This is a genomic window from Acinetobacter sp. WU_MDCI_Abxe161, assembly GCF_025514355.1.
Lineage (GTDB): Bacteria > Pseudomonadota > Gammaproteobacteria > Pseudomonadales > Moraxellaceae > Acinetobacter > Acinetobacter pittii_E.
The window spans coordinates 24,626-38,195 of the sequence record NZ_JAHPTU010000009.1; the positions used below are offsets into that span (position 1 = coordinate 24,626).

The following is a 13,570-nucleotide window of genomic DNA, read 5'->3' on the forward strand; positions in this document are numbered from 1 at the left end:
AAGGTAACACATGACTGTATCACGTACACTTTGGCAGAATGTTCAACAATATATCTGGTTGGTGGGTGGTATCGTCTGCTTGTTTCTGGCCTTTATTTTCTGGGTCATGACCGATAGTAAGAAGCTAGTTGAAGTTGAAAAAGCAGCTGATGCAGATGCACCAGTGCAAATTCAGCCTGAAAAAGTAGCAACAACTGCTAATTTAGGGGCTTTAGCTGATGAAGTTAGGCCTCTTGATTTAACGACTCGTACGGTTGCTTCTGGTCAACATGAGGCAGAGTTCCGCGGTACAAAATTTATTAATGAAAATAAGAAACAATGGACGCTTGAGCTTTTCCGTGCGTCTGATGAAGATATTATTAAAAACTTTTTAAAAAATCGTCCAGAGCGCAATAAATTTATCTACTTCCGTTTAAGTGGAGATAAGCAATCTGAACAATATGTATTGACGTATGGCGTATTTAAACGTTCTGAAGATGCTATTCAACAATTAACTCAACTGAATCTTGATTTGCCTGAGTCAGTTAAACCTCATCCCCAACAATTCTCGACCTATGCACCCTTAGTTAATGATTTGGGAGCGGATGAAATGAAAGGTGGAATGAGCCAAACTTATGAAGTGCGATTACGTCCAGCTGCCTTGCCTAAAATTGATGAGTCATTACTCATAGGGTCTGGCGTAGGCGGAACCGTGAATACACAACCTAAAGTAGCTTCTCCAACAACAAACTCTACAACTCGAACAACAATTATTCGTCGAGATGCTGAGGGAAATGTAGTGGATGTACATCAGTCTAATTCTGGTGCAGCTGATGCGGCTAAAAAGGCTCAACAAAATCGCACGACTGAAGTTTCTACAAAAAATGCAACAAATGAGGGCACACGAGGCAATTAATCATAAGGTTGAATTGCTCTATTATGGTGCAAAAATAAAAAACGTATATATATTTTGATCGACAGTGGTGCATATTTGGTCATTTATTAAAATGATAACCTGAATAAAACCTACCTATTTTTAACAAAAATAAATACTTAACCTCTAAAAATTATATTGGCATAGTTTTTGCTTTATTCTTGTGCTTATTAATGTGCTATAAACTATTTTGGCGCTCTAAAGAGTGAATTCTATGCAGAGTCGTGGGGTCGAACTGCTTTAAAAGAGTGCGAAATAAGTCAAAACATTTTTCTAGCAAAAACCAGTGTACGTAAAAATGGAACAGCGTATATTGGCTTATCAGCCCAAAATTTTTTTTTGCGAAACATTGAGCTAACTATCGTCCATAGGCAATATCGCAGAAATAAGTTGTTTGTTTGACGCTCGAAAGAGCCTTATTGAAAGAAGGGTACGCTATGCACATGCCATCGCCTAATACTGTAGCTCCCGCTCAAGGTTTATATCAGCCTGATGAGTTTAAGGATAACTGTGGTTTTGGACTGATCGCCCATATGAAGGGTGAATCAAGTCATCATCTTGTGGAAACCGCGATTCACAGTTTAAGTTGCATGACGCACCGTGGTGGTATTGCCGCAGATGGCAAGACGGGAGATGGTTGCGGCTTACTATTGGCGATGCCAAAGCAATTTTTCCGTGATGAAGCAAAAAAACTGAGTGATATTACACTGAGTGAAATTTTTGCTGTGGGTACTGTATTTTTAAATACTGATCCAGCATTAGCGCAACATTCTAAAAATATTTTAACGAAAGAAATCGAGTCAGATGGCTTACGTGTACTGGCTTGGCGTGTTGTCCCTACAAATAACGATGCACTAGGTGAAATTGCTCTTCAATCGCTCCCTGCTTTTGAACAGGTTATTGTGAACTGCCCAATGGGTGTGACTGAAGTTGAATTTAACCGTAAATTATTCTTGGCACGTCGTCGTGCAGAACAACAATTACAAAATGATCCGTCATTCTATGTGACTACGCTTTGTTCGACAGTAATCAGCTATAAAGGCTTGATGATGCCGGCTGCAATTGCTGAGTTCTATACAGACTTAGCAGATGAGCGTTTAAAATCACATATCGTGGTATTCCACCAACGCTTCTCTACCAATACATTACCGCGTTGGCCTTTGGCTCAGCCATTCCGTTATCTTGCTCATAATGGTGAAATCAACACAATTACAGCAAACCGTAACTGGGCGTTGGCGCGTACTCCTAAATTTGAAAACCCATTATTACCAGGCCTCACAGAGCTTGACCCAATCGTTAACCGTACGGGATCAGACTCATCAAGCTTAGATAATATGCTTGAGATCTTGGTGGGTGGTGGTATGGATTTATTCCGTGCCTTACGTATGCTCGTGCCACCAGCTTGGCAAAACGTAGAAACTCTAGATGCAGATTTACGTGCTTTCTATGAGTTCAACTCTAAGCATATGGAAGCTTGGGATGGTCCAGCTGGTCTTGTTATTCAAGATGGTCGTCATGCGATTTGTATGCTTGACCGTAATGGCTTACGTCCTGCACGTTGGGTGATTACCAAAAATGATTATATTACCTTAGCATCTGAGATTGGTGTTTGGGGATATGAGCCTGAAGATGTTATTTCTAAAGGTCGCGTAGGCCCTGGCCAAATTTTAGTAGTTGATACCCTAACAGGTAAAGTACTTGATACTAAAGATGTTAGTACGCATTTGAAAAACATGCGTCCGTACCGTGAATGGTTGCGTGACCATGCAATTCGTTTAAAAGCAAATCCAGAACTTGAAGAACAATTAGTCGATAAAGGTTTAACTGGTGATGCTTTAAAAGCAGCTCAAAAAATGTTTATGGTGACATTTGAAGAGCGCGATCAATTGTTGCGTCCAATTGCTGAAAGTGGACAAGAAGCTGTAGGTTCTATGGGTGATGATACGCCAATGGCTGTATTGTCTCGTCAAGTACGCCACGTGACAGATTATTTCCGTCAACAGTTTGCTCAAGTAACAAACCCGCCAATTGACCCACTACGTGAGTCAATTGTAATGTCGCTCGAAACCTGTTTAGGTCGTGAGCAGAATGTATTTGAGCAAGGTCCTGAGCATGCTGATCGTATCATCATCTCTAGCCCTGTATTGTCAAATTCAAAAATGCAGCAAATCCGTAGCATTGAGCGTCCGGGTTACGAAGCAGTTGATATCAACTTAAACTATGCTGAAGAAGAAGGTTTGCAAGCTGCGATTACGCGTATTTGTGAAGAAGCGGCGCAAGCAGTTCGTGACGGCAAAACTTTAATTGTTTTAACAGATAAAAATATCCGCCAAGGTTTATTACCTGCAAACGCAGCACTTGCAACAGGTGCGGTACATCATTACCTCATCAAAACTGGTTTACGTACTGATGCGAACATCATGGTTGAAACTGGTTTTGCACGTGATCCGCACCAATTTGCGGTATTACTTGGTTTTGGTGCAACCGCAGTTTACCCATACCTTGCATATGACGTGATCAATGATTTGATTGCTAAAGGTGAACTTTTAGGTGATCCAATTCATGCGCAAGCAAACTTCCGTAAAGGTATTGAGAAAGGCCTATTAAAAGTTCTTTCAAAAATGGGTATCTCTACCGTTGCGTCTTACCGCGGTGGTCAGCTTTTTGAAGCAGTAGGTTTGTCATCTGAAGTTGTTGATCAATGTTTCTTAGGCGTTCCAAGCCGTATTCAGGGCGCAACATTTGCTGACCTTGAAAAAGATCAGAAAAAATTAGCAGCAACAGCTTGGTCAAATCGTAAGCCAATTGATCAGGGTGGTTTGCTTAAATTCGTATTTGATAAAGAGTACCATGCGTTCAACCCAGATGTGATTAATGCATTACATAAAGCTGTTCGCTCTGGTAAATACGAAGACTTTAAAGAATATGCTGAGCTGGTGAATAACCGTCCAGTAGCGACAATCCGTGACTTATTTAAGCTAAAAACAACGAATTCAATTCCTGTTGAGCAAGTTGAATCAGTTGAAGATATCTTGCCTCGCTTTGACTCGGCAGGTATGTCTTTAGGTGCTCTTTCTCCAGAAGCACATGAAGCAATTGCAATCGCGATGAACACGATTGGTGGCCGTTCAAACTCTGGTGAAGGCGGTGAAGATCCTGTTCGTTACGGAACAATTCGTAACTCGAAAATCAAACAGATCGCATCTGGTCGTTTTGGTGTAACTCCTGCATACCTAACTTCTGCAGAAGTATTGCAAATTAAAGTTGCTCAAGGTGCAAAACCAGGTGAGGGTGGTCAGTTACCAGGTGGTAAAGTAAATGGCTTAATCGCGCGTTTACGTTACTCGGTACCGGGTGTAACGCTAATTTCACCACCGCCACACCATGACATTTACTCAATTGAAGATTTGTCTCAGTTAATTTTTGACTTGAAACAAGTTAATCCGAAAGCAATGGTATCTGTGAAATTAGTATCTGAACCGGGTGTAGGAACAATTGCAGCAGGTGTTGCTAAGGCATATGCGGACTTCATTACCATTTCTGGTTATGACGGTGGTACGGCGGCATCTCCACTTTCTTCAATTCACCATGCGGGTTCTCCATGGGAATTGGGTCTTAGTGAGGCGCATCAAGCACTTCGTGTAAACGACTTGCGCGGAAAAGTACGTGTACAAACTGATGGTGGTTTAAAAACTGGTCTTGATGTCATCAAGGCAGCAATTTTAGGTGCGGAAAGTTTCGGCTTTGGTTCAACACCAATGATCGCTCTAGGTTGTAAATACCTCCGTATCTGTCACTTAAACAACTGTGCAACTGGTGTTGCAACTCAACAAGATCATTTACGTCAAGAACACTACATTGGCGAGCCAGAAATGCTCATCAACTTCTTCCACTTTATTGCGGAAGAAACGCGTGAATGGTTGGCTGCTTTAGGTGTTTCTTCGTTGAAAGACTTAATTGGTCGTGTTGATTTACTTGAAGTATTACCGGGCGAAACTGAAAAGCATGCTCACCTTGATTTAAGTGCATTATTAACTTCACATCCTTCTGCTGAAGGTAAAGCGCAATACTGTCAAGTAGAAGGTAATGCACCATTTGATAAAGGCGTTTTAGCAGAGAAAATGGTTGCTGAAATACTTCCTGCAATTGAATCAAGTGCAGGCGGTCAGTTCAACTTCAAGGTCGTGAACTGTGACCGTTCGATCGGTGCTCGTGTATCAGGTGAAATTGCTCGTCGCTATGGTAACTTGGGTATGGAAGCACATCCTGTTGTAATGAACTTAACTGGTACGGCTGGTCAGTCTCTTGGGGTTTGGAATGCTGGTGGTTTACATATCCGTCTTGAGGGTGATGCAAACGACTACGTAGGTAAAGGTATGGCTGGTGGTCGTATTTCGATTTTCCCACCACAAGGTTCGCCTTTCCAAACACAAAATACAGCAATTATTGGTAATACCTGTTTGTATGGCGCAACTGGCGGTAAGCTTTTTGCAGCAGGTACAGCGGGTGAGCGTTTTGCAGTTCGTAACTCTGGTGCATTTGCTGTAATCGAAGGTGCCGGTGATCACTGTTGTGAATATATGACAGGTGGTGTTGTGACTGTACTTGGTAAAGTAGGCCATAACTTTGGTGCGGGCATGACTGGTGGTTTTGCTTATGTACTTGACCTTGATAATGACTTCGTAGATTACTACAACCACGAATTGATTGATTTAAATCGTATTTCAACAGAATCTATGGAAGATCATAAAGAGTTCTTGTTGCGTATTATCGATGAGCACATTAAAGAAACTGGTAGTGCTTGGGCTTATAAAATCCGCAATGAGTTCGATTTCTACAGCCGTAAATTCTGGCTTGTGAAACCAAAAGCTGCTAATTTGCAAACGCTTTTGAAAACAACACAAGCTGACCCACAATAATTCCACGACTGCAAAGACATAGGCAGGTGCGGGCAACAAGGAAATCCGCGCCTACCCACGGAGAGAGACATGGCAGAACGCCTAAATAATGACTTTCAATTTCTGGATGTACCTCGTCAAGATCCAGAGAAAAAAGATATTACTGTCCGCAAAGCAGAATTTGTGGAAATTTATAAACCTTTTACATCGGAAACTGTCACTAATCAGACACACCGTTGTTTAGGCTGTGGTAACCCTTATTGTGAATGGAAATGTCCTGTACATAACTACATTCCAAACTGGTTAAAACTCATTGCTGAAGGCCAAATTTTCCAAGCTGCTGAGCTTTGTCATCAAACGAATACGCTACCTGAGGTATGTGGTCGCGTATGTCCACAAGACCGTTTATGTGAAGGTGCTTGTACCTTAAATGATGGTTTTGGCGCAGTGACGATTGGTAATGCTGAAAAATATATCAACGATACAGCCTTTGCTTTGGGCTGGCGTCCAGATATGTCAGGCGTAAAATGGACTGACAAAAAAGTTGCAATTATTGGTGCGGGTCCTGCTGGTTTAGGCTGTGCGGATATTCTAGCTCGCGGCGGTGTTAAACCAGTTGTATTCGATAAGCGTCCTGAAATTGGTGGCTTACTTACATTCGGTATTCCAGAATTTAAAATGGAAAAAGATGTAATGAAACGCCGTCGTGAAATTTTCACAGGTATGGGCATCGAATTCCGTTTAAATACGGAAATTGGTAAAGACATCACGATTGATGAATTACTTGCAGAATATGATGCTGTATTCATGGGTATGGGTACTTACACCTACATGAAGGGTGGTTTCCCAGGTGAAGATCTTGACGGTGTTTATGATGCACTTGATTTCTTGATCTCTAACGTGAACCGTTGCCAAGGTTGGGAAAAAGACCCAAGTGAATACATCAGCTTAGATGGTAAAAAAGTGATTGTTCTAGGTGGTGGTGATACCGCTATGGACTGTAACCGTACGTCTTTACGTCAAGGTGCTCACGATGTAACTTGTGCATACCGCCGTGATGAAAGCAACATGCCAGGCTCTGCACGTGAAGTAAAAAATGCCTATGAAGAGGGTGTAAAATTCCTATTCAATCGCCAACCGATCGAGATTGTTGGTGAAAACGGCAAAGTGACAGGCGTAAAAGTGGTAACGACACAAATGGGTGAACCAGATAGTCGTGGCCGTCGTAGCCCCGAGCCAATTCCTGGTTCTGAAGAAGTATTACCAGCAGATGCAGTTTTACTTGCTTTCGGTTTCCGTCCAAGTCCAGCGGACTGGTTTGGTAATGCGAATATTAATCTTGATGGTTCAGGCCGTGTTGTGGCAGCTGAAAAACAAGAGTTCAAATTCCAGACATCAAACCCGAAAATCTTTGCGGGTGGTGATATGGTACGTGGTTCAGACCTTGTCGTAACTGCGATCTGGGAAGGCCGCCAAGCTGCTGAAGGTATTTTGGACTACCTTGGTGTTTAATAAATTAATTTGTTAAAACTCTTAAAAAAGCCTACTTAAAGTAGGCTTTTTTATTATCTACCATTAATCAGTTTGATGTTTTTGGCAAATACAATAAGCTTTTTCGCCCTTTTTAGCTTTTTAGGCTCGCGACATACTCGAAACCTCCTTCTTCAATACAATAGGTGTTGAATATGAACATCGCAGGTATGACGGCAGAAAAATCATATTTAAATCGTCGAAAAGCGTTGGGTATTACAGTGCGTCGTCTTGAATTTAATCCAAAAGCGATTAAACGGCACTATTTTGCAAAATCGCCCCTCATGTCTCATTTTTTAACTGCACTCTCGTCAACGTTTCCGGTAGGAGAGCAATTTTTCGTAAATAGCGTACGTAATGTTCGCGATAAAGTTTCAGACTCTCAACTACAAGCACAAATTGCGGCTTTTATTGGACAAGAGGCCATGCATTCCAAAGCACATGGCGAGTTTAATGAAGCTTGGCGACGTGATGATTATAATCTGGACAGTTTTCAAAATTGGCTAAATCAGCGCGATAAATATTTAAGAACAATTTCACCTAAGCTGCAATTGGCATTGACCTGTGCGTTTGAGCATTTCACTGCTTTACTTGGGGGATATATATTGCAGCATCCAGAGCTATTAAGAACGCTAGATGAAGATGCGCTAAAACTTTGGGTATGGCATGCGATTGAAGAAATTGAACACCGTTCGGTCGCATTTGATGTCTATCAACATGTATATGGCGATGATCGTATCCGACGTTTATTGATGCGTAGTGTCACTACAGGATTTGCGAGTCTCGCTTTTTATGGGACAACGCGTTTATTTTGGCAAGATAAATGGAACAGCCTACCTAAAATTGGAGGTAATCTATTTGGATTGTATTTGCTAATGAAGATGCTTGTTCAGTTAATGCCAGAATACTTTGCATATTACAAAAAAGACTTTCATCCGAGTCAAAAAGATTATGGCAGGATGGTTAATTACTGGAAAAGCTCTTTAGCAGAAGAATATCAAATGGCAAGTTTTGAACAAGAAAAAGATCAGCGATTGAGCTAGTAGATAACCGGATCTAAAATCCGGTTTTTTAAAATCAATAAAATAAAAGCAACACAATAATGCCAAAATCATCATACAATCAGGCAAAGAGGTTAAAAATATAAAGAAAAACTTGAGGATAATGTGACGATGAAAACATTGAAACAATTTGCGATTGCAACAACACTTGCCAGTACCTTGCTGTTTTCGGGATGTGGTTATAACACTCTACAAGTAAAAGATGAGGCTGTAACAGCAGCTTGGTCTGAAGTACAAAACCAATATCAACGTCGTTCAGATTTGGTGCCAAACCTAGTCAATGTAGTGAAAGGTTATGCTAAACATGAAGAGCAAGTACTCACCGAAGTAACCCAAGCGCGTTCTAATGTTGCGGGTTTAAAAGTTGATAAAGAAGTTTTAGAAGACCCAGCTTTACTTGAAAAATATCAACAGGCTCAAAGTCAATTAACAGGGGCATTATCTCGACTCATTGCCGTTTCGGAAAATTACCCAGATTTGAAAGCTAATACCCAATTCCAAGAATTACAAGTTCAACTTGAGGGTACAGAAAACCGCATTGCAGTTGCACGTAATCGTTATATTACAACGGTACAAGACTATAACTCATATGTGCGTCAATTCCCGCAAGCAGTAACTGCAAAAGTAATTGGTATGCATCCAAAAGCCAATTTCTCTGCAGAAGCGTCTGCTCAACAGGCTCCAAAAGTTTCTTTTGATTAATTTTATAAATCAAAGGAGTGCCGTATGAGAAATACTCTATTGCTTCAATCAAAGCAAATTAAGGTCTTTATTTCGACCTTAATTTTGCTCTGTTGTGGTGTTCTTTTTCAGAATACGGCATGGAGTGAAAGTAATATTGCAACTGCTACGGATGAGACTGATACAGTAGTTGCTGGCAAAATTATACAAAAGCAACAAGCTCAAGCTTCTTCAACTAAATTAGAGGGGCAAGCTGCTTCAAGTGCTGCCCCTCAAGTCCAAGTTGCTAACGATATGGCTGATGGTGAATCAATACGTGGTTTGCCAACTTTAAATCAGCCAGTAATTGATCAAGCTAACATTTTAAGTGAGGCTGAGAAGCAACAGCTCGATCAAAAAATTCTAAGTTTATATCAACAAGGCAAAGCACAGATTGGTATTGTGATTGTTCCTACTACTGGCCAAGAAGATATCTTTGATTATGCATTACGCATTGGTGAAAAGTGGCAATTGGGATCATCTAAACGTGACAATGGATTACTCATTGCAGTTGCTGTAAATGATCGCCGTATGCAAATTTTAACCGGCTATGGTTTAGAAGGTGTGTTACCTGACATTGTGGCAAGTCGGATTATTCGAAACCAAATTACACCTTATTTTAAACAAGCCCAATATGCGCAAGGTTTAAATGCAGGTCTGGATGAAATTGGAAGAATTTTAAATCTTGATCCAGAAGTAGCTCAGCAAGCTGCTCAAGATTTGAAAGAACGCCAACATCAAGCTGCTGAAGAACAACAAGCCAAACAGACAACGCTGACAATGGCTTTATTTATTCTGGTTGCTGGAATTGTGGGTTCATTTATTGTCGGTCGTCCACTTAGTGCCTCTACAGCAGGTGTCGCTGCTGCAGTAGCAGGTTTTGTAAATGGTGCTGGGCTAGTGACCAGCTTGTTACTTGGTTTTGGTATTTTCTTTTTACTCATTACTTCAATTGCCCAACTTATTTTACAAGCCATTTTAAGTGGTTCTGGTGGTGGCGGTCGCGGAGGTGGCTTCGGTGGAGGTGGTGGAGGCTATGGCGGCGGCGGAGGTCGTTTTGGCGGTGGAGGTGCTTCAGGCTCATGGTAACAACATCAGAAACAACACAAATTATTACTCAACCAAAAATTGAGGAATCAGTAGAACCTAGCCTAAAACGTTGGTTCAAGCACTTTTGTTACTTGCCAGCCAGCAGCCGATATTTTTCCAAACAAGATAAACAAGCTATTGCTGATGCGGTACAGCAGGCAGAACATGGGCATGTTGGAGAAATACAGGTTGTAATTGAAGGCCATATTCCATGTTCACAAGCCTATAGACAAAATACACGTTTAAGAGCACAGCAATTATTTGCAGAATTAGGTGTTTGGGATACTGCATTAAATAGTGGTGTATTGTTATACCTAAATTTATGTGAACGAACAGTAGAAATCATATTTGATCGCGGAATTCGAAATGCGACTAACGATCAAGTCTGGCAACAGATTTGTGAAGCAATAGTACAAAAGCTTAAGCAAAAAGAATATCAACAAGCTGTAGTGATGGGCGTACAACAAATTGGAGAGGTGATGTCACGGTTTTATGACGAAAACATGCCTGATCAATCCAATGAATTAGGCAATGCTCCGATTATTCTGAATTAAACTACTTGGTAACATTCCTATATTAGCTAATTTACTTAATTTTATTTTTAAAGGTGGCTGACAAAAAATGTCACCTTTTTTTCTATTTTTAATGAGATTTTTATCACAATAAAGAATTAAAAAATTGAAATAGGTGATGAGCTGTTTTTTATTAGTGACATATTACTAATAAATTTTGAGTGACAATTTTTGTCAATTATTTACAGCGGTTATAAGTCTGATAATAATTAAACTTAATATAAGTGTTTGTTTTTAAATGTTAATAAAAGTTGGCATGGATGCTGCAATATAGTTAATAGCTGAAAAGCTTATATAAAAACATACATACAATCTTTGGGGAAAAAGGCTATGAATGCACAAAAAGGTTTTACATTAATTGAACTCATGATCGTGGTTGCGATTATCGGTATTTTGGCGGCAATTGCGATTCCGCAGTATCAAAATTATGTGGGTCGTTCAAATGTTGCTTCAGCTGTTCAAACGTTGACGTCTAATAAAACTGGTTTAGAGAACTATGTAATGGAAAATGGTTTCTTTCCAGATGGAAAGAAACAATCACAAGCGGAAGTGAAAGATGCGCAAGGAAACGTAACGACACCATATTTACCTGATCAACGTATGAAAGAAGGTTTAGGGATTGTTCAGCCTTCTTTCGGTACGATTGAGCTTCAACAGAAATCAACAACGGCAGGTACGGGTAATATCGTTCTTACTTTCAATACAGGCAACCCTGGTATTAAAGGCAATAAAGTTCAATTACACCGTGCAGAAGATGGTACATGGACTTGTGAAACAACTATTGATGGAAAATATGCTGCGAAGTCATGTAGTGTTGTTACAGCATTAAGTCCTGCGTCATAAGTTGCTTTTCAAGAAAAAATGCACTCAATTGAGTGCATTTTTATTAATTAAAAGATTATCAGATATTTTTTTCGTATTTTTTAGAATATAGATGCTAATCCAAATTGTATATATTGAAGTTTTATAAAATAAATATAATAGTAAAAAATTTAATCCAATGATAAAAATTATTTAAGTTTATTGTCATATGAACAAGTTTCTAAACGGAGCGGAAAGATATAAATGGAAGCGACTTTTTCCTACTCTCTTCCATGTATAATTCTCTCAAATTTTGATCTTTAACCTATCGCTATGCAAGTATTCTTCCTATTCCTCGCTGCAATCCTGTTGGGCTTTGCATGGTTGTCGCCATTTCATTATAGCCCTTGGGTAATGTTTTCAAGTGAAGTGAGTACATTCGGGGCTGGGTTATGCGTACTAGCCGTCCTAATTCAACAAAACATTAAAATTCCTAGAGCACAACTCTTATTGTTGCCATTTACCTTAATTCCGCTAGTACAGTGGGGCTTTGGTCTTGTTTTTGATTTGAGTACGGCCTTACTAAGTTCATTTTACTTGCTAGGTTTTTGGTTTATGGTCTTGGCAGGTTACAACCTATCTTTAGATCAGCAAAAGAGAGATCAAATTTTTTCTGGCTTTAGTTTATTAACAATTATTGTATCAATTGCGACCTGTTTTATTTCAATCTGCCAGTGGTTAAATATCGAGTCACATTTTGTCCATATGCTTCACCTGATTGGTAATCGTCCTTACGGAAATTTTGGTCAGCCCAACAATATGGCAACATTCCTAATTATTGGGTTATTAGGATGTTTATATTTATATGAAAAGAATAAAGTAACATTGTGGTTATTATTGCCTTCAGCACTGATTATTTTATTTACCATTGCATTGAGTCAGTCACGCACTTCATGGATCGTTTTTCCATTCTTATTCATCTACTGGATAGTTAAACAATTTAAAAAACAAAAAAGATTTGGGTTTATTCAAGGTTTTTTGTGGTGTGTTGGTTTTTTCGTAATGGCTGGCATAGTTCTGCCATTTGCTACTAGTTTAATTGAAGCATGGTCAACTACTGATGTGACCCAAGCAAATAGTTTAGTTGAAAGAGCGAGCTCTGGATATTTGCGTTTTAATATCTGGTCACAAATGTTGCTTGCTGTACAGCAGCACCCTTGGTTGGGTTATGGTTGGAATCAAACCAGTGTGGCACAAATGACGGTTTATCATGCTTTCCCAACAGGAGAGTGGACGACTAGTGCTCATAATGTGCTGCTCGATTTAATTATCTGGAATGGTATTCCACTGGGTACTGTAATCATTAGCTATTTTGCTTGCTGGTTTATTTGGTTAAACCAACAAGCTAAAAATACCATCTCAATTATTGCGATTATGATGGTATGTACAGTACTTATTCATGCCATGCTAGAGTTTCCACAGCGCTACGCTTATTTCTTGCTTACCTGTGGATACCTACTGGGTATTGTACAAGCGCAGACTCCTGTGCTTAAAGGAATTGTCCTCAGTAAACATCTTCTTCGTTTTTCATCGGCTGTAAGTTTACTACTTATTATTGCGATTTTGCGTGATTATAATGTCTATGTGATGAATAGTAATTTACTTTTTAAGAATAAAAAGCCCGATGCAGAATTTATGGGAAGCGGTAAAATTTTTGTTTTAACGCAGTTTGAGCAGCGGTTACGTTGGATTGAACTTAATCCCCAAAATGTTTTATCTGAAGCTGATTTGGTTGAATGGGCAAATTTTGTAAAGAATAAACCTACCCCATATAACTTACGTAAATACGCAAAATTACTCGCTTATAATGGAAAAGTAGAGCAGGCACAGCAGCAGATATTTATTTTACAGCATCTCTATAGGCAAAAAGTAACCCTACCAGAGTTATTAAAAGAGAAGTAATAAAAAAATCCCCTTAAGTATAAG

The 13,570-nt window shown here is 39.7% G+C and carries 9 protein-coding genes; all 9 read left to right on the top strand.

The window, feature by feature from the left end; all coding sequences use genetic code 11:
* Nucleotides 1–10: 10 nt before the first annotated feature.
* The 9 genes from KTI78_RS11375 to KTI78_RS11415 all read left to right on the top strand — a co-directional run bounded on the left by KTI78_RS11375 (nucleotide 11) and on the right by KTI78_RS11415 (nucleotide 13,546).
* Nucleotides 11–895, top strand: a complete 885-nt coding sequence (locus tag KTI78_RS11375; protein ID WP_262446172.1) for a hypothetical protein — start codon at nucleotides 11–13, stop codon at nucleotides 893–895.
* 461 nt (nucleotides 896–1,356) lie between these two features.
* Nucleotides 1,357–5,832 carry a glutamate synthase large subunit gene (gene gltB, locus KTI78_RS11380; RefSeq protein WP_238514466.1) on the top strand — a complete coding sequence of 1,492 codons (4,476 nt, stop codon included), beginning with the start codon at nucleotides 1,357–1,359 and terminating at the stop codon, nucleotides 5,830–5,832.
* Nucleotides 5,833–5,901: 69 nt separating this feature from the next.
* Nucleotides 5,902–7,323 (top strand): FAD-dependent oxidoreductase, encoded by a 1,422-nt coding sequence (locus KTI78_RS11385; RefSeq protein WP_016142888.1) that lies wholly within the window; start codon nucleotides 5,902–5,904, stop codon nucleotides 7,321–7,323.
* A gap of 173 nt (nucleotides 7,324–7,496) precedes the next feature.
* A complete protein-coding gene (locus KTI78_RS11390; RefSeq protein ID WP_262446173.1) occupies nucleotides 7,497–8,384 on the top strand; it encodes a metal-dependent hydrolase in 888 nt (295 codons plus the stop codon).
* Between the two features lie 129 nt (nucleotides 8,385–8,513).
* Nucleotides 8,514–9,104, top strand: coding sequence for a LemA family protein (locus KTI78_RS11395; RefSeq protein ID WP_002117090.1), 591 nt, complete (start codon nucleotides 8,514–8,516; stop codon nucleotides 9,102–9,104).
* Between the two features lie 24 nt (nucleotides 9,105–9,128).
* Nucleotides 9,129–10,211: a TPM domain-containing protein gene (locus KTI78_RS11400; RefSeq protein WP_262446174.1), complete on the top strand. Its 1,083-nt coding sequence runs from the start codon at nucleotides 9,129–9,131 to the stop codon at nucleotides 10,209–10,211.
* Nucleotides 10,205–10,765 carry a TPM domain-containing protein gene (locus KTI78_RS11405; protein ID WP_125738857.1) on the top strand — a complete coding sequence of 187 codons (561 nt, stop codon included), beginning with the start codon at nucleotides 10,205–10,207 and terminating at the stop codon, nucleotides 10,763–10,765. Before KTI78_RS11400 ends, KTI78_RS11405 begins: the two co-directional genes overlap by 7 nt.
* A gap of 348 nt (nucleotides 10,766–11,113) precedes the next feature.
* Nucleotides 11,114–11,626: a pilin gene (locus KTI78_RS11410; protein WP_057105476.1), complete on the top strand. Its 513-nt coding sequence runs from the start codon at nucleotides 11,114–11,116 to the stop codon at nucleotides 11,624–11,626.
* Between the two features lie 291 nt (nucleotides 11,627–11,917).
* A complete protein-coding gene (locus KTI78_RS11415) occupies nucleotides 11,918–13,546 on the top strand; it encodes a PglL family O-oligosaccharyltransferase (protein WP_262446175.1) in 1,629 nt (542 codons plus the stop codon).
* Nucleotides 13,547–13,570 lie beyond the last annotated feature (24 nt).

Excerpts from the sequence above, each read along its gene's own strand:
- KTI78_RS11415 (WP_262446175.1), top strand. The coding sequence starts at position 11,918 with ATGCAAGTATTCTTCCTATTCCTCGCTGCAATCCTGTTGGGCTTTGCA.
- gltB (WP_238514466.1), top strand. The coding sequence starts at position 1,357 with ATGCCATCGCCTAATACTGTAGCTCCCGCTCAAGGTTTATATCAGCCT.
- KTI78_RS11390 (WP_262446173.1), top strand. The coding sequence starts at position 7,497 with ATGAACATCGCAGGTATGACGGCAGAAAAATCATATTTAAATCGTCGA.
- KTI78_RS11400 (WP_262446174.1), top strand. The coding sequence starts at position 9,129 with ATGAGAAATACTCTATTGCTTCAATCAAAGCAAATTAAGGTCTTTATT.
- KTI78_RS11405 (WP_125738857.1), top strand. The coding sequence starts at position 10,205 with ATGGTAACAACATCAGAAACAACACAAATTATTACTCAACCAAAAATT.
- KTI78_RS11385 (WP_016142888.1), top strand. The coding sequence starts at position 5,902 with ATGGCAGAACGCCTAAATAATGACTTTCAATTTCTGGATGTACCTCGT.
- KTI78_RS11395 (WP_002117090.1), top strand. The coding sequence starts at position 8,514 with ATGAAAACATTGAAACAATTTGCGATTGCAACAACACTTGCCAGTACC.
- KTI78_RS11375 (WP_262446172.1), top strand. The coding sequence starts at position 11 with ATGACTGTATCACGTACACTTTGGCAGAATGTTCAACAATATATCTGG.
- KTI78_RS11410 (WP_057105476.1), top strand. The coding sequence starts at position 11,114 with ATGAATGCACAAAAAGGTTTTACATTAATTGAACTCATGATCGTGGTT.